This window comes from Xenorhabdus sp. IM139775, assembly GCF_028598745.1.
Classification (GTDB): domain Bacteria; phylum Pseudomonadota; class Gammaproteobacteria; order Enterobacterales; family Enterobacteriaceae; genus Xenorhabdus.
In genome coordinates, this window is the sequence record NZ_JAQRFK010000044.1 from 1 (window position 1) to 16,652 (window position 16,652).

The 16,652-nt window shown below is 44.7% G+C and carries 13 protein-coding genes and 1 CRISPR repeat array; of the genes, 5 read left to right on the forward strand and 8 right to left on the reverse strand.

What is annotated here, in order from left to right:
- Window positions 1-339 precede the first annotated feature (339 nt).
- The 4 genes from PSI17_RS10535 (at window position 340) to gntU (ending at window position 7,187) form a co-directional block, all read left to right on the forward strand.
- A complete protein-coding gene (locus tag PSI17_RS10535; protein ID WP_273551953.1) occupies window positions 340-630 on the forward strand; it encodes a hypothetical protein in 291 nt (96 codons plus the stop codon).
- Between the two features lie 208 nt (window positions 631-838).
- Window positions 839-3,858: a CRISPR direct-repeat array (repeat unit 29 nt; unit sequence GTGTTCCCCGTGAGTACGGGGATAAACCG).
- Window positions 3,859-4,042: 184 nt separating this feature from the next.
- The gene (gene gntR / locus PSI17_RS10540) at window positions 4,043-5,038 is read left to right on the forward strand and encodes a gluconate operon transcriptional repressor GntR (RefSeq protein ID WP_273551954.1); all 996 of its coding nucleotides are present in this window, start codon (window positions 4,043-4,045) and stop codon (window positions 5,036-5,038) included.
- A 257-nt stretch (window positions 5,039-5,295) separates the two neighbouring features.
- Complete coding sequence (gene gntK / locus PSI17_RS10545) at window positions 5,296-5,853, forward strand: gluconokinase (protein ID WP_273551955.1); 558 nt, start codon at window positions 5,296-5,298, stop codon at window positions 5,851-5,853.
- Window positions 5,850-7,187, forward strand: a complete 1,338-nt coding sequence (gene gntU / locus PSI17_RS10550; RefSeq protein WP_273551956.1) for a gluconate transporter — start codon at window positions 5,850-5,852, stop codon at window positions 7,185-7,187. Before gntK ends, gntU begins: the two co-directional genes overlap by 4 nt.
- Window positions 7,188-7,292: 105 nt before the next feature.
- On the opposite strand, the gene PSI17_RS10555 is transcribed toward gntU, so the two are convergent.
- The 7 genes from PSI17_RS10555 to PSI17_RS10585 form a co-directional block, all read right to left on the reverse strand.
- The gene (locus PSI17_RS10555; RefSeq protein WP_273551957.1) at window positions 7,293-7,496 is read right to left on the reverse strand and encodes a plasmid stabilization protein; all 204 of its coding nucleotides are present in this window, start codon (window positions 7,494-7,496) and stop codon (window positions 7,293-7,295) included.
- A gap of 20 nt (window positions 7,497-7,516) precedes the next feature.
- On the reverse strand, window positions 7,517-8,737 hold the full coding sequence (locus PSI17_RS10560; protein ID WP_273551958.1) for an SGNH/GDSL hydrolase family protein: 1,221 nt from the start codon (window positions 8,735-8,737) through the stop codon (window positions 7,517-7,519).
- Window positions 8,724-9,860, reverse strand: coding sequence for an SGNH/GDSL hydrolase family protein (locus PSI17_RS10565; RefSeq protein WP_273551959.1), 1,137 nt, complete (start codon window positions 9,858-9,860; stop codon window positions 8,724-8,726). Before PSI17_RS10565 ends, PSI17_RS10560 begins: the two co-directional genes overlap by 14 nt.
- The gene (locus tag PSI17_RS10570; RefSeq protein ID WP_273551960.1) at window positions 9,847-11,265 is read right to left on the reverse strand and encodes an MBOAT family O-acyltransferase; all 1,419 of its coding nucleotides are present in this window, start codon (window positions 11,263-11,265) and stop codon (window positions 9,847-9,849) included. The genes PSI17_RS10565 and PSI17_RS10570 overlap by 14 nt, the downstream gene beginning before the upstream one ends.
- A gap of 163 nt (window positions 11,266-11,428) precedes the next feature.
- Window positions 11,429-12,202, reverse strand: coding sequence for a protein bax (locus PSI17_RS10575; protein WP_273551961.1), 774 nt, complete (start codon window positions 12,200-12,202; stop codon window positions 11,429-11,431).
- A 713-nt stretch (window positions 12,203-12,915) separates the two neighbouring features.
- Window positions 12,916-13,251, reverse strand: coding sequence for a DUF3761 domain-containing protein (locus PSI17_RS10580; RefSeq protein ID WP_273551962.1), 336 nt, complete (start codon window positions 13,249-13,251; stop codon window positions 12,916-12,918).
- Between the two features lie 214 nt (window positions 13,252-13,465).
- On the reverse strand, window positions 13,466-13,816 hold the full coding sequence (locus PSI17_RS10585) for a SymE family type I addiction module toxin (protein ID WP_273551963.1): 351 nt from the start codon (window positions 13,814-13,816) through the stop codon (window positions 13,466-13,468).
- A gap of 782 nt (window positions 13,817-14,598) precedes the next feature.
- Here PSI17_RS10585 and tnaA point away from each other — a divergent pair.
- Window positions 14,599-16,005, forward strand: coding sequence for a tryptophanase (gene tnaA / locus PSI17_RS10590; protein ID WP_273551964.1), 1,407 nt, complete (start codon window positions 14,599-14,601; stop codon window positions 16,003-16,005).
- A 52-nt stretch (window positions 16,006-16,057) separates the two neighbouring features.
- Here the strand turns inward: tnaA and PSI17_RS10595 are convergent, their stop codons facing one another.
- Window positions 16,058-16,636, reverse strand: coding sequence for a TerD family protein (locus PSI17_RS10595; RefSeq protein ID WP_273551965.1), 579 nt, complete (start codon window positions 16,634-16,636; stop codon window positions 16,058-16,060).
- Window positions 16,637-16,652 lie beyond the last annotated feature (16 nt).

Genomic DNA, 16,652 nt, shown 5'->3' on the forward strand with positions numbered 1-16,652 from the left:
ATACAGGGTGGTTGGGGATATGCCTGTGATTTCGGCCAGGAAATAAATTCTGGTGTTATAAGGTGGTAGCATTTTTTCTTGGAGGATACGTTTCTGTTTAGGTGTGTAGGGTTGCATGTTTTTCCTCTTATGACAGTTTTCTATTCGGTTATTGTAAAAATTAGCAGATGTTTGATGGAAGTCAAACAACAATAAAAAGGAGACAAAAACAACTTCAAAAAAAGAATAACAACTTAATATTAAAAAAGATTCTAAAAAATTATTAATTACTCAAATCTCTATAGTGTATAAATTGATATTCAAGTCATTATTTATCCCCGTATCTACGGGGAACATAAATTGATAACGAATCAAGGTGAGAATAACAACGGTTTATCCCCGTACTCACGGGGAACATTTCTATATTTCTATGTAATGATAGGCCAAAATGGCCTATCCAGTTTATCCCCGTGCTTACGGGGAATACGACGGCTTCCTGTTTTATTTCCGGCGGTAATGCAGTTTATCCCCGTGCCTACGGGGAATACAACATTTTTATCTGTCAGAACTGCAATAATGACGGTTTATCCCCGTGCTTACGGGGAACACCTGAAACGGAAACAGATTGTAAGGTCATTGGCGGTTCACTGACTCTGCCCGTATTTCTTTTCTCACTACACTCTTCTTTTCCGACTGCAACATTCTGTTGGTCTGATAGATAGGGATAAAATGCGACCTGCATTACAAATGGGGAATTCGAGAAAAATAAAAGGAAAAATTTGCCTGATTTATAGGCGGAAAAGATGGTAGAATTTTTTCGCCCTAAAAAGGGGTTATAAAACAGCTGGATAAAATTGGAGTGTTCCCCGTGAGTACGGGGATAAACCGGGGAATTCGACCACGTTCATTGGTGAACTGAGCGTGTTCCCCGTGAGTACGGGGATAAACCGGCCAGTAACTCCACAGGTCAGTTAACTGGACAGTGTTCCCCGTGAGTACGGGGATAAACCGTGCGTTCAAGTTGAAACGACCTTCTGCGTCGGGTGTTCCCCGTGAGTACGGGGATAAACCGACTCAAATGCAAATCATGCAAGAAGCTATCGAGTGTTCCCCGTGAGTACGGGGATAAACCGCAACTCAGCGTTTAGGTATTGCCAACTTATACGTGTTCCCCGTGAGTACGGGGATAAACCGGGTTATCACAACGGGTTGTCGCTAATAAATTTGTGTTCCCCGTGAGTACGGGGATAAACCGAAAAATGCAAAAAAAACGTGCGTTCTGGTGGGGTGTTCCCCGTGAGTACGGGGATAAACCGCGATTGGGCCTCGGTTTGCCTGTGACTCTCCAGTGTTCCCCGTGAGTACGGGGATAAACCGCGGAACGAACGTCTATTCAGAATAGATGGAATGTGTTCCCCGTGAGTACGGGGATAAACCGAAATCATCAACAATTTTCGAATCAATATCAGTGTGTTCCCCGTGAGTACGGGGATAAACCGGGTTTCAATCTGTGGTCATACAAACCAACTGGGTGTTCCCCGTGAGTACGGGGATAAACCGAACTTGTTCGCAAACTCGTTCTGTTCCGTCGTGTGTTCCCCGTGAGTACGGGGATAAACCGCGCCCTCCACCGATTGTTGGAATGCCTCAGCCGTGTTCCCCGTGAGTACGGGGATAAACCGTGCCCGGGTCGGTTATTCCACCTCCTCGGTAAGTGTTCCCCGTGAGTACGGGGATAAACCGTGGTTGATTATTAAAGGTGTACCAACCTGTAGGTGTTCCCCGTGAGTACGGGGATAAACCGATTTACGGATATAGAGTCTATTGCTCAACTATGTGTTCCCCGTGAGTACGGGGATAAACCGTTCGGCTGTCGGGATCATAGTTATCAGGCACGCGTGTTCCCCGTGAGTACGGGGATAAACCGATACTGAGCCAAAAGGAGATAATTTGTTGGCGGTGTTCCCCGTGAGTACGGGGATAAACCGATTGGCAACACTATGCCCGGCTTTATATAAGAGTGTTCCCCGTGAGTACGGGGATAAACCGGGGCCGGAGGATTTTTACCCAATTGAGACGAAGTGTTCCCCGTGAGTACGGGGATAAACCGGGACTGTGGGGAAATTTCAACCTGTGGTTGTAGTGTTCCCCGTGAGTACGGGGATAAACCGAGGATTGTTTTTGTTGTTTTATAATTAATAAAATGTTCCCCGTGAGTACGGGGATAAACCGTGGCGACCGCGATGCGTTATCCATTAAATTAGGTGTTCCCCGTGAGTACGGGGATAAACCGGTCAGCCTGAATGACGCGCTGATTAAATGGGGGTGTTCCCCGTGAGTACGGGGATAAACCGGGCATTTGTAGAAAACCTCGGTTTAGCGGGAAGTGTTCCCCGTGAGTACGGGGATAAACCGAATCTGGTGGCAAATAACGATATTGAAAAGGTGTGTTCCCCGTGAGTACGGGGATAAACCGCCAACAGCAACTAAAACCACAGCCCAGCAACGGTGTTCCCCGTGAGTACGGGGATAAACCGGAGGCATTACCAGCGACAAATCTAAACGATTTGTGTTCCCCGTGAGTACGGGGATAAACCGGCTGATTGGCAGCTTAGATACCTACGTCTTAAGTGTTCCCCGTGAGTACGGGGATAAACCGGCGCCCATTCAGGGTGAGGTACTGATGAGTGTGTGTTCCCCGTGAGTACGGGGATAAACCGAAAATGCCGAATGGGGATTGCCGGCTCTTGATGTGTTCCCCGTGAGTACGGGGATAAACCGGAATAGGAACAATTAATGTCGTTTGTGCTGCAGTGTTCCCCGTGAGTACGGGGATAAACCGCCATGTATCACCTCAATTAAATTTTAATAATGGTGTTCCCCGTGAGTACGGGGATAAACCGCCCTGAGCAACGAGCAATCACTCGCAGGTGGGGTGTTCCCCGTGAGTACGGGGATAAACCGTTGGTGGGTTATTTATGGAGATGGGGACTGGTGTGTTCCCCGTGAGTACGGGGATAAACCGGCGCCCATTCAGGGTGAGGTACTGATGAGTGTGTGTTCCCCGTGAGTACGGGGATAAACCGCGAAAGCCGCTGAGCAGGATGAAGAGGAAAAAGTGTTCCCCGTGAGTACGGGGATAAACCGTGGATGACCGTGATCGTCTACAAAGTTATATTGTGTTCCCCGTGAGTACGGGGATAAACCGTGGATGACCGTGATCGTCTACAAAGTTATATTGTGTTCCCCGTGAGTACGGGGATAAACCGACGCATGGGGGGCGGCCGTATATAGTCAGTAAGTGTTCCCCGTGAGTACGGGGATAAACCGACGCTGAACAAGATTATGTACGTCTCCTCGGAGTGTTCCCCGTGAGTACGGGGATAAACCGGGACCTTTTGGATCCGGAAAAACGGTAACCATGTGTTCCCCGTGAGTACGGGGATAAACCGTCGAAATTGAAGACGTCGAGCGTCAGGCGCAGGTGTTCCCCGTGAGTACGGGGATAAACCGTTGAACCCGCCAATGGGCATTATGCCTATTGGGTGTTCCCCGTGAGTACGGGGATAAACCGTACTCCCACGCCACGTATGGCATTTCCGGCCTGTGTTCCCCGTGAGTACGGGGATAAACCGGTAAGACGGGTGATAACGGTGGCGAAACTGGTGTGTTCCCCGTGAGTACGGGGATAAACCGGCTCTCCCTTATGAACGTATGGATAGCAGGAAGTGTTCCCCGTGAGTACGGGGATAAACCGGGGTTGGGATTGTTATTCCAAACTGTCTTTATGTGTTCCCCGTGAGTACGGGGATAAACCGAGGAATGCCGTAGAGGAATTTAGAGATGAAATGTGTTCCCCGTGAGTACGGGGATAAACCGACCGGACTCAAGCCCATGAACGAGATAGGTGCGTGTAAATTATCACAGTTTTAGATATTGCTGATAAATAAGATGCGAGTAGATTGGCATTTTTCACGAAAAAACGTGTTGTAATGATGTATATGTGTTAAAACCGCAAGTTATTCATTTGTACCTATCAATAACTGATTGCATTACATTAAAAATGAAGAAAAAACGACCAGCTTTACAAGATGTTGCAGACCTCGTAGGGGTCACAAAAATGACGGTCAGCCGTTTTTTACGTCATCCCGAGCAGGTTTCTGAGGTATTGGGAAAACGAATAGCGGAAGCGGTGGAGCAACTGGGTTATATCCCCAACCGCGTGCCGGATATTCTTTCCAATTCCACCAGTCGTGCAATCGGTGTTTTGCTTCCTTCATTGACCAATCAGGTCTTTGCCGAAGTTATCCGTGGCATTGAGCATGTCACTGATCGCAATGGTTATCAGACCATGCTCGCCCACTATGGTTATTCTGCCCAGAAAGAAGAAGAACGTTTGCTTTCCCTGCTTTCTTACAATATTGATGGCTTGATTCTGGCGGAGCGCACGCACACACCCAAGACGTTGAAAATATTGCAGACAGTCGGCATTCCCGTTGTCGAATTGATGGACAGTGTATCGCCTTGCCTTGATATTGCTGTCGGGGTCGATAATTTTGAAGCGGCTCGGCAGATGACGCTGGCGATGATCGAACGTGGCTGCAAGAACATCATTTACCTTGGTGCGCGGCAGGATGAGCGGACGCTGATCCGTTCGCAAGGGTTTGAAATGGCAATGCACAGTGCCGGATTGCAAGCGAGAAAAATGATGACGCCTGCCAGTTCCTCTTATTCATTGGGAGCGCAGCTTTTACAGGCATCCTGCCAGAAATATCCCGAAATTGATGGTCTGTTTTGTACGAATGACGATATTGCCATCGGGGCGATTTTTGAGTGCCAGCGACAAGGGATCAAAGTACCGGAAGAAATCGCGGTAGCTGGCTTTCATGGTCATGATATCGGTCAGGTCATGACACCCAAACTTGCCAGTGTGCTGACGCCTCGTGATTTGATGGGACGCAAGGCTGCGGAATCCCTGCTGGCTCGTTTGAAGGGGGAGACGCTGGAACAAACTCTGATCGATGTTGGATTTACCCTTTCATTGGGCGAAAGTGTTTAGCGGGTGAAAACGCGTTTACCAGATAAAAGTGTTTAATTTTTGTAGCTCAAAATGCGGCTTTCCTATCTTCAATTGCGATAAACCTCACATTTTCCTTTTTTGACGATCCTGATTGATTGCTCACCATCCTGTACTGCTGGTAATGTTACCGGTAATAAGTTACCGGTAACATTTTGTAATCACTATCTCATTTGGAAAATTTTTCCGATAAATCAAATGGATAAGTAATCAGCAAGATCCGTATAAAGGAGTTTGATATGAGTGATACCCAACAACCAAACCATGTTTTTGTATTGATGGGGGTATCCGGCAGCGGTAAATCCGCAGTTGCCAACGGCGTTGCCCGTGAATTAGGCGCCGCGTTTCTGGATGGGGATTTCCTGCATCCTCGCACCAATATTACCAAAATGGCACAGGGCCACGCCTTGAATGATGATGATCGTCAGCCGTGGCTAAAAGCACTTAATGACGCTATTTTTGCTATGCAGCGCACCAACGATGTCTCTCTGCTCGTGTGCTCTGCTTTGAAAAAAAGTTATCGGGATATGTTGCGTGATGGCAATAAAAACCTGTCATTCCTCTATATGAAAGGCGATTTCGACTTAATTGAAAGTCGCCTGAAAGCGCGCAAAGGACACTTCTTCAAACCGCAAATGCTGATCTCGCAATTTGAAACACTGGAAGAGCCGGCCAGTGATGAAACGGATGTGCATCACATTGATATCCAACCTGATCTTGATGATGTCATCAAAAATGCCATTAACACGATTAAGCGTATCCAATCCATTGACTGTATTAGCGAGGGGCATTCATGAGTACTGTAACTCTGGTTCTGACAGCCGTCGGCTCTGTTCTCCTGTTATTGTTTCTGGTGATGAAAGCCCGAATGCATGCGTTCGTTGCCCTGATGCTGGTTTCCATGGGCGCCGGGATTTTTTCGGGCATGCCACTGGAGAAAATCACGCAAACCATACAAAACGGGATGGCAGGGACGTTGGGCTTTCTTGCCGTTGTGGTGGCCCTTGGGGCGATGTTTGGCAAGATCCTGCATGAAACCGGGGCGTTAGACCAGATTGCCGTGAAGTTATTGGATTGCTTTGGGGAAAAGCGGGCGAACTACGCATTAGGTATTGCCGGTCTTATCTGTGCACTACCACTGTTTTTTGATGTGGCCGTGGTGTTGTTGATTGGTGTGGTATTCGCGGTTGCGCGCCGCACCCGTGGTAATGTTGTGAAACTGGCGATCCCACTGTTTGCCGGTGTGGCAGCCGCCGCTGCATTTTTGGTTCCGGGGCCTGCCCCGATGATGCTGGCTTCCCAGATGGACGCTGATTTTGGCTGGATGATCCTGATTGGCCTGAGTGCCGCCGTTCCGGGCATGTTATTGGCTGGCCCGATGTACGGTAACCTTATCAGTAAACATGTGACGCTGGATTTACCCAAGGATCTGAGCACCCCCAGTATTGGCAAAAGTCAGATGCCCTCTTTGGGTTTGAGTTTGGCATTAGTCCTGTTTCCATTGGTGTTGGTGGGGCTGAAAACCATTGGTGCGCGTTTTGTTGATCAACAGTCCACGCTATACCAATGGCTGGAGTTTATCGGCCATCCTTTTACTGCAATTTTGATTGCGTGTCTGGTGGCGATTTACGGTTTGGCGATCCGTCGTGGCATGAGCAAAGAGAAAGTCATGGATATTTGCTCCGAGGCGATCCAACCTGCGGGGATTATCTTGCTGGTCACCGGGGCAGGTGGCGTCTTCAAACAAGTGCTGGTGGATTCGGGGGTTGGGCCGGCATTGGGGAACACGTTGATCGGGGCTGGTCTGCCCATTGCACTGGCCTGTTTTATTTTGTCGGGAGCCGTGCGTGTGATTCAGGGATCGGCCACTGTCGCGTGTTTGACCACGGTCGGGTTGGTTTTGCCAGTGATTAGCGAACTGGGCTATTCCGGTGCGCAAATGGCCGCGTTGTCAGTGTGTATTGCCGGCGGTTCTTTGGTGCTTAGCCATGTGAATGATTCTGGTTTCTGGCTGTTTGGTAAGTTTACCGGTGCGACAGAAGCACAGACCCTGAAAACCTGGACGATTATGGAAACCATTCTTGGCACAACCGGCGCGATTGTTGGCATGATCTATTTCGCCCTGTTGTGAAGCCTTAAAATATAAAAGAAGCATGTAGCATTCCCAACATGCTTCTTTTTTGGATTTTCATTAACTTCATAGACTAAGCGATAGCCAGAAGAGCGTAATTTCAGACTATAAGTCATCGAGATTAACGCTCACAAATTCAGGGGCTTTCATGCGTTCATCTGCAATGCGATTTAATTCGACATCTTCTGTAAGTTCATTGTGGTCTAAGATGGCAACGGCACCGTTTTCGCCACCCGTAACCGTTCCTATTGGATTGCGTTTCAAATCGGTGGTACTGGCCGCGATTGTTGTCAGAATTTGATAAGACATACCGATCCCTTGTTGTAATTTTATTCACTATAGTGCGTTAACAACTCCATAAGCTGCTGATAAAGCGCTTCGGCACTGCGTTCATAGCCGGCAGCAGAGAGGTGAACGTAGTCAGGACGTGCGAGGTTTTGCTGTTCCCATCCTCTGACTGAACATGGCCCCCCCATATATTGCCGCCAGTTCCAGAACAGGGTGCGCTGTTTTTTGGCAACGGCTTGTTGAACCTGAATCACGTTATCAAGCAGGGCGGGTTGCTGTGCTCCACAGCTTGCCGCAGTTTTATTTTTCAGCGAATCATTCGGCCCAATCAGCAGGATGACCGCTTGCGGTATCGCCTTGCGGATCTCTTGCACTTTGGCTGCCAGATCGTGTTGATAAGTGGTTAAATCCAGCGAATCGTTAAAGGCTTCATTGGTGCCATAGGCGAGGATCACCATATCCGGTTTCATCTGAACCAGTGTTTCAATCCATTGCGGTTGCCACTTATCCAGCATATTAATGGTGGCACCATTGATGCCCAATGCGGATAACATCAGCCCCGGATTTTGCCGTTTTATCAGCCAACCGCCGATTTTCAATTGCGTATCTTGTGGATAAAGATGGATTGGGAAACGGACACTCTGCTCTGGTGAGAAATGCCATTCACTTTGTGTTGCCGGTAACCCCATGGTGGCAAATGATGTATTGATTTGAGTCGCTTCATGGGATTGATAGAGCGCACTCAGCCAGTACTTGCCAAGAGCTGAGGAGGAATTAAGTTGTAACGAACTGCCGGCTTTTTCCGGAATAGCAATAAATCCACCCAGTGGATAATCTGCCCGATTATCTTTGCGGCTGCTGGAAAGCCACCAGCCGGTTTTATCCCCGGCAAACTGCACTAAGGCATTACGCTGGCCGGGAATGCTCATGGGGGAAATAAAACCAGGCCCTGCATCGCCATAATGGTTCTGTAACAAATTGCGCAATGTACCGGTAAAGAAATCGGCAGCCGTGTGCGAATCACCCAACTGGACAAAATGGAGCTGGCGGGTATCGCTGTGACGCAATTTATCCGCCAATAGCGCGAAATTGGGATCATCAAAATTTGTCAATTGTTGCTGATGGTGTACCTGAGCGGTTTGGTGCTCCGATAACGGCTTGGATTTTTCTCCCTGACACGATGACAGGCTGACTAAAAGCGTAATTGCCAGACCGGCAGCGATTATTCGATAAAATCCACGGAACAGGCTAAATGGTTGCATTTTCTTTAACTGGCTCCTGAATAAATGTGATCAATGAAAAGAGATAATCCGCGATGGTTTGTTGCCCTTTCAAGCTGAAATGAATACCGTCTCCGCTGCGGAGTTTAATCGTGCTACTGCCATCGCCAATATAATCTGAATAATTATCTGACTGATATTTGAACATATCATTAACCGCAACATAGATCTCACCCTTTTTTTCAACCTCAGACTGATACAGTTTATTGAGGTAAGCCATACTGCCGGAGAGTTTTTCCTTACGCATGTTCGGCGGGCCAACCCAAATAACATCAACCTGATGTTGGCGAGCGTCATTTAAGATGGTGTCAATCCGTTGGCGATAAAGAGCTTCCCAATTTTCACTGGCGAATTTCAAATAAGGGCCTTTGTGTCCGGAGGGCATATCCCACGGATCATTCGGGCCTAAAAATATCACGACCAGCTTAATATCAGGTTGGGTCTTCAAGGCATCGCTGATAGTTTGCGGCCAATTAAAGAAACCCGGATAAGACAACCCTGTGCTTTGCTTACTTAAATTAATGCTGGAAATGCCATACTCCTGAAACAGCCGCCGTTTTAAATGTGGGGCGACGCCCTGCATCATCGAATCACCGGCAAATAATACCTTATCTTTTATATCCAGATTGACGTGGGTTTTCTGAATAATTTCAACACCCGGATTTTGCCCTGATTTATTTGGCAGTAAAGAAGACTGAACGAGCTTAATATCTTTATTCAGTAATTCAGGAAAGGTAAAAGAGAGATTTTCGATGGGATGCACGTATCCTTCCAGAAAGCGCAGGCTAACCTGAAAATCAGAGGGAAACAGTGCCCGACGATTATCGATATTGATGTCTGATGATGGGTGATCCTGATATTTGCCTTTTGCGTATGCCATAAAAGTTTCACTGGCAGCAATCACACCTTGTTGTACATTATTCCCCAAATCCCACAATGGTTTTCCCTTGAGAGATGTCCAAGGGCTATTGCGGTGATATTTCTGCTGCCAGAAGTTATCCAACGAACCCTGATTCAGCCAGATTAGCAGCAAACTGGTCAAGGCCACGATACAAACCACTTGTCCGGCTTTTTTAAAATTAAAGGTAAATTCAGAAGTTGGCATAAATAAATCCTGGCATTCCTGAAGGTGACAAAATAAAGACCAAAGTAAGGATCAGGGCTAAGGGAATGGGGTAATAAATCCAGGAAATCAGCCCATGATTTTTTTCAATTTGGTTTCTGAGATTCACCAACCAGGGATAGAGAATAAAGAATCCCCAGAAACCGATTAATAGAGAAGCACTGGATAACAGGGATGCGAATATTTCGCCAGAGAACAGTTGATTTAATACTGCCAGAGCATCATTCAATGTCGGGCTACGGAAAAAGACCCATGCAAAGCAGACAAAATGAAATGTCGCCACACGGGATAAAAATAATGAAATAGGGTGCTTGGTTGGTGGTTTATTGTGGCTCTTCGCCATAGGAAACAGGGCATTTTTAATATTTTGCAAAATTAACCCTAATCCATGAATGGCACCCCAGATAATAAAACTCAGCCCGGCACCGTGCCATAGACCAGAAATGACCATGGCGATGAACAGATTCAGATTTTTGCGCAATGTGCCTTTTTGGTTACCACCCAATGGAATATAGACATAATCACGGATAAATGTTGACAGGCTGATATGCCAGCGTCGCCAAAAGACCTGTAAGTTTTCAGCCAGATAAGGGGCATCGAAATTGCGTGGCACTTTGAAACCTAATAGCAGGGCGATGCCTGTAACAAGGTCGGTATAGCCGGAAAAATTAAAGTAGATATTCCAGGCATAAGCATAAATTGCCACAAGGATTTGCCCTGCATGATGGCCGGTTGGATCGTCAAAGACGGGATTCACCCAATATTCAGAGAGCGTAGCACTGAGCAAAATGAGTTTTGTGATGGCAAGTGCAATCAATAACAGTGCTTTTAACGGCTCCAATATTATTCTGGATGCCTGAATTTGTGGCAGCAAATCTTTGGCTCGATTAATTGGGCCGGCGACGATGCTGGGAAAAAAGCAAAGATATAACATGACATCAGGCAGCGGCGCGGCGGGTATCTCTTTCTTGCACACCGATACGACATAACTGACCGAGTGGAACGCATAGAATGACAACCCCAGCGGCATTAGCCATTCAAGTAGCGGCAGTTCCACGTTAATTCCCACATTGGCAAATGTTTGCTGAATGGCCTCTTGGAAGAAAGAATAATATTTGAAAGCCGTGAAACAGCCGAGGATACCGAATGTCAGCAGCGTGAAGATGACCTTGTTGGATAAATAACGGCTGAGAATATTCGCCAAAAAGTAAATAAACAGGGTATAGGCGAATAAAATATAGGCGAAATTTGCGGCAAAAGAGAATACAAATAAATAACTCACTAAAACTAACACGCCATTCTGTAGCCTGGGTGCTTTTTGTAAAAGCCAATAGACAACCAGCAGAATAACAAACGATCCAAGAAACTCAAAAGAGAAGAAATTCATATTAGGCTCTGGCTAACCATTTATCGTTGGGAGAAAGAATGTAATTCTGGGGTGCATTATAGTATGGAATTTGTCTGTGTTTACAGTGGATAATCGAGAGGGAGATTAGAAAAAAAAAAGAATCCACCTTGTTATTAATACAAAGTGGATTATTGAGGGAATGTTATTGGATCGCCAATTCCTGAACCTGTGAAATCAATTCCCGATTGCCATTAAAGACACGATGCAAATAGCGATTATAGTCAGCGCCCAGTTCCGAATAACCATTGAGATTATCAATAAGCTGGCTGGTATTCAGTGGCTCCTGGGTTGTCCTCTGCTTTGCCCGTGAAGAACGCAGCGACTCATAAGCCCGGTGCGTATTCAGGTTTTTCATATAGGCAATGACGGAAGCATCAACGGTAGGATAAGCTGAATAACCTTTGACTTTTCCTTTCGTCTTAGCGCAAGCGCTACAACGCATTCCAAACAGGTTATTATTTTTCTTGGCAAGTTCTGACGTTCCCCAACCCGATTCCGCCGCTGCCTGAGTAGCCACAAAATGGGTAGGAATAATGTCAACCCGACTTAATAACTTATTCCAATTGACCTGTTTTGGTGAATTGCAGGTCATTTTGTAATCCATGCAGATCTTTTTCAATCGATGGCTATCTTGTGCAGACCAGTGACGATGCTTTTGGTGTGACAGGAGCCATTTGCGGTCTTGCATAATCTTCTGATTATGTTGATCAATTACAGGGACAATAATATTTAAAAACGCTTTCTTCCGAGGCGTACCTGAAGGGTATTTTCGCAAATCAGGCAAACTGACTTGTATGCCATTGTGAGAATACTCCTGCATTTTCGAGGTACTGGTCGAGGCATGGCTCAGACCGGTAAAAATTAATGAGATAAAGAAAGCGAAGACCGCACTTGTCCTCATCATTAGAGAGGGCATTTGCTTCTCCTCGTTTTATTACTCTGGATAAAAAACAAACGAATATTAGCAGAGCAAATCATATATAGCTACTGTTATTCGTCATTCATAAGTTTCATTTCTGTAACGAATATTAGCACCTTACTGATAAATATCTATATTTTTCATGCCATATAGTAAATTAATGTAATGATTATTAGGCTTTCATCAGACGAACAGTGAGATAATGTTATGTTTTATCATCTGGTTATGTGATTTAATTTAATGATTGCATTTTACTTAACTTATTGTTATGGAATAATAAATTGATCAATCCGAGGAGATGGCGTAGGTGTGTGAGTTTTTGCTTTATTGCAGTGATGATAAATTATTTTATTGTTCATATTTAATTACCTGATTTTCTGGACTATTTCTAATTTGTTATCGGAATTTCAGTCTTAGAAGATAAGGTTAATACATGATGAAGGATAACGTTTTTTTTTCTTATGTAACTTGGTGCGTAATATTTATCCCCTTCATTCTGTGCAATGCAGGTAAATAATCTAATTATGGATTTTCTTATCGTCAGTAAATTGCATTATTATTCCATTGTTGGATTATATACCCGATAAATTTCAAGTTGCCGTTTGCAAGATGAAATACGACGAGTATATTCGATTAGAAAATATGATTCAGATTAAAAAATTAGGGAGCCAAAGCCCCCTAATTGTACATAATGAAAAATCAATGAAACATCACAGCCATTTAGCTACGCCGCCATGACGAGAGCAAGCTCCCTTACGAGATTTACTCTTGCTATAGCTACCATCTTTACAAAGGGCGGTATTAGCGCCTGTTTTTTTGGCTAATTTATTTTTGTTTTTCTTCTTTGATACTTTCGGGCTTTTTGCTTTTTTGGTGACTTTCTTTTCTGGCGAATTAACTTTGTTTTTTGCTGACTTAACATTTTGTTTTACGGCCGTTACCGTTTTGGACGCGGTTTCGGCTGAGGTTGATACTGCCGGCGCTGCAAGCGTTGCACTTGAAAACAACACCAGTAATGCTGCAACTGATAACTTCAAGTTTTTCATCGTATATTCCTCTGATTAGAGTACTGAAACCCGAAATCGACTCTTGCAGTTTGGAGTATAGTTTTGAATGATATGATTGCAAATGTGACCGCTAATGAGTGCGCACCCTGCTGCGGCCAGACCAAGCGCCTCTCATGAATACGGCGATTATGCGGCCTCGAAAGGGACGTTACTGTCTGATGAATCATCGTATGTTACGGGCAATTTCATTGACTTAGCTGGCGGGAAATCGGCAATGGCTTTTAAGAATAATCTTGCCGGGCTGCATTTCAATATTAATAGGCTGTTCTACTAAGTTACTGATTGTCAGCCAATCCCCGGCAATATAAAGTTCACCATTTTCACGAATATTGTCGATGCCTTCATCGGGATTATCTTCTACCTCTTTGATTAAAGTGACTAAGTCTGCATTGGGATCGACGAGAGAGATAATAACACCATTGGAAAACTGTAAGATATGAAATAATTCATTCGCGGTAAATCCAGCATCGCTGAGTGCACTGCCATTCAGTATTAATTCAGGGATATCAATGTCAGTATGGCGAAATGAAATGTGAAGGTTCATTTGTACATTCCTTGTGTTATTGGGATATACCGCGATACTCTATCAGGACTTTGTCCGCCCTGCACCGCGAATTCACACCTGTTTTTCATCTGTATCGCATTCATTGGTTAAGAATCAATATCCACCCTAGCGATATATTGGCTAATATGCCATCAATAATGTTGCTCTTTGCGAAGCAACTCGCAAAAAATAACTGTATATTTATCCAATTAAAACTGTGTTTTTAAAATTTGTGCAAATAATAATGCAGAAATATTCAGGGGATTTCCTATTTTATCAAGTAGATGGCTAAGAATTTGAATTTGTCGTTTTATTTTGTAAATAAAGTTACTTTTATGTCTATTTATCTATAAATATTAGTTTATATGTCATTTTTTTAAAAGTATTGTGGTGATTATATTGTGTTGTTGCATAAGTACATTATTGATATTTGTTGGTTGCCATAATAGATATGTAAAAATAGAACGCTTTCTTACACCTCGCACCTTGAGGTGTAAGGGTTTGCATAATTTCGGTGTATCGATATGATGAAAATATATTTATGTTTTCATCTCTTTCTTTATTTAATTATTGCTGTTTATTGAAGTGAAAATATCTTTTTTCTAATTTTCCGAGATTGGCAAAGAAATATTTTTTTGCCTTCAGGTAAAATACTAAATAGCGTTTCAAAATGATAGGAGTAAACCTTGTCCCCCACGGTGCGGAGGACAAGGTTACAAACTCTCACTATTTATGAAAATTTATTTCAGGCTTTTTTCTTGATTTTAAACAGGTAGATTAAAATGAAGCGTATTCCAGAACCTTTTCGAATTAAAATGGTAGAAAATATTCGTATGACTACCCGCGCTGAACGGGAAGCGGCATTAGACGCTGCGGGATATAATCCCTTTATGCTGCCTTCCGATATGGTTTATATTGATTTATTGACAGATTCTGGTACCGGGGCAATGAGCAATCGTCAATGGGCCGGTATGATGATGGGGGATGAGGCGTATGCCGGGTCTCGCAACTATTATCATTTAGTGGATAAAGTTAAGGAGCTTATTGGTTACGAATATACTATCCCTACCCATCAGGGGCGTGGGGCAGAACAGATTTTATTTCCTACTCTGATTGCCCGAAAAAAATTGAAAGGCGGCGCTGAAAATCCGGTATTCATTTCTAATTTCCATTTTGATACGACAGCGGCACATGTGGAATTGAATGGGGCAAAAGCCATCAATGTCGTTACCAGCAAGGCTTTTGAAACAAGCAATTATTATGCCTGGAAAGGTAATTTTGATATTGAATTACTCAAGCAGGTTATCCAAGAACAGGGTCAGGACAATGTGGTCGCTATTATCGCGACGATTACCTGTAATAGCACAGGAGGGCAACCGGTTTCGCTTGCCAATATGAGATCAGTTTATGAGATCGCAAAACAATATGATATTCCCGTCATCATTGATTCTGCCCGCTTTTGTGAAAATGCTTGGTTTATTAAACAGAGGGAAAAAGGTTACGAAAATAAATCCATTAAAGAGATCGTCAAAGAAATGTATCAATATGGCGATATGCTTACGATGTCAGCGAAAAAAGATCCGATGGTGAATATTGGCGGGCTTTGTTGTTTTCGGGATGATGAAGCGTTGTTTAATGAAGTGCGTGTTCTCTGTATTCCAATGGAAGGATTTGTGACCTATGGCGGGCTTGCCGGACGTGATATGGAAGCGCTGGCCATTGGGTTAGAAGAGGGAATGGATGAGAGTTTCCTCTCTTACCGGATTAATCAGGTCACTTATTTGGGAGAACAACTCAGGAAAGCGGGCGTTCCTATTCAGTATCCCATCGGAGGGCACGCGGTTTTTGTTGATGCAAAATTATTCCTGCCCCATATCCCCAGCGATCAATTTCCGGCTCAGGCTTTGGGCAATGAATTATATTTGGAAGCGGGTATCAGAAGTGTGGAGATTGGTTCTTTATTATTGGGGCGTGAACCTGATACCGGTAAACAAAAAGATTCACCGATGGAATTGACCAGACTGACGATCCCACGTCGTGTTTATACCAATGACCATATGGATTATATTGTTGATGCTTTTGTTGCGCTAAAACAGCGTGCGGCCGATATCAAGGGATTAACCTTTACTTACGAACCTCCGATATTACGTCACTTCACGGCCAGGTTAAAACCGATCGGGCAAGAGTAAGCTATTTCCCTCGCCCGCATTTGGGCGAGGGTTTATGGTCATTTTTGCTAAATTAAGCCGCATTAATACCATACTGAGCACAAACAGAAGCCAGACCGCCAGCATAGCCTTGGCCTACTGCGCGGAATTTCCATTCTGCATTGTGGCGATACAGTTCACCGAACAGCATTGCGGTTTCGGTAGAAGCATCTTCAGTCAGGTCATAGCGAGCGACTTCAACTTGTGTATCATCGTTAACCAGACGGATGAATGCACCGGAAACTTGACCGAAACTCTGGCTGCGAGTCTGTGCATCATGGATGGTCACGACAAACACCACTTTTTCTACATCAGCAGGAACTTGATCCAGTTTGATTTTCAGTGATTCGTCATCGCCATCCCCTTCACCGGTACGGTTATCGCCAGTGTGCATGATGGAACCATCAGCCGATTTCAGATTGTTGTAGAAAATAAAATCTGCATCACTGCGTACTTTGCCGTTTGCCGTCAGCAGGAAAGCTGATGCGTCAAGGTCAAAGTCTTGTCCGTCAGTTGCACGGGCATCCCAACCGAGCCCGATCAGAACGTTTTTCATGCTTGGCGCTTCTTTGCTCAGAGAAACGTTACCACCTTTAGAAAGAGATACACCCATTGTTATTTCCTCACTT